Source organism: Eisenbergiella sp. OF01-20 (genome assembly GCF_003478085.1).
Classification (GTDB): domain Bacteria; phylum Bacillota; class Clostridia; order Lachnospirales; family Lachnospiraceae; genus Eisenbergiella.
This window is the reverse complement of sequence record NZ_QUES01000098.1, coordinates 1-968: the sequence shown is the minus strand read 5'-3', so window position 1 is coordinate 968 and position 968 is coordinate 1. Positions and strand designations below refer to the sequence as shown.

Annotated in this window: 1 pseudogene; it reads left to right on the top strand. The window is 63.3% G+C overall.

Annotated features, from left to right (window positions below):
- Nucleotides 1-968, top strand: a pseudogene (locus DXA36_RS33285) (hypothetical protein); the annotation flags it as partial.

Sequence of the window (968 nt, the reverse complement as noted above, 5' to 3'; positions counted from 1 at the left end):
CTGAAAACACCGCTGTGTCGATTCATGGTGATGGCCGCCTGGAGGCCAACGGCGGCAACAGCAGCGCGGGCATCGGCGGCAGCACAGGCGGCTCCGGCGGAACCATCGAAATCAAAGGCGGTACAGTCACCGCCAACGGCGGCCCCGGCGGCGCAGGCATCGGCGGCGGCGGGGGCTCCGGCGGAACCATTACAATCAGCGGCGGCACAGTCATGGCCAACAGCGGCTCCCACGGCGCAGGCATCGGCGGCGGCTACGACGGCTCCGGCGGAACTATTGCAATCAGCGGCGGCACAGTCACGGCCACCGGCTCCGACGGTGCGGGTATCGGCGGTGGCTCCGGCTCTTACGGCGGAACTATTACAATCAGTGGCGGCACAGTCACGGCCACCAGCACCGGCGGTGCGGGCATCGGCGGTGGCTTCAGCAGCAACGGCTACGGCGGTTCCGGCGGAACCATTACAATCAGCGGCGGCACAGTCACGGCCACCAGCTACAACAGTGCGGGCATCGGCGGCGGCTACGGCTACGGCGACACCGGCGGCGGATCAGGTACTGCGGGAGGCGATGGCGGTCGATTCACCATAAACGGGAATGCCGTTGTGTTTGCCACAAGCAATCAGGCGTCACCAATCGGTGGCGGCCCGGGCGGCGGCGACGGTACAAAAGAACTGATAAAAGGCGTGGTATTTGAGGGGAGTAACGGAACAGTATGTGGAAGCCCTGAACTTCCCGGCGATATAACCATCCCGTACGGCTCCACCCTGACAGTGCCGGACGGCGCCACGCTCACAATTCCAGATAACACGGCCCTTACCAATAACGGCAGGATTGAGAATCATGGTACGGTAAACGGAACCGGCACGCTGGTAAACAACGGCACGGTCAACGACCACAGCGGCGGAACCAGCGCGACTGTGAACGGAACCGGAACTGTCAATAAACCTTCCGCGGTAAAAATCACCTTC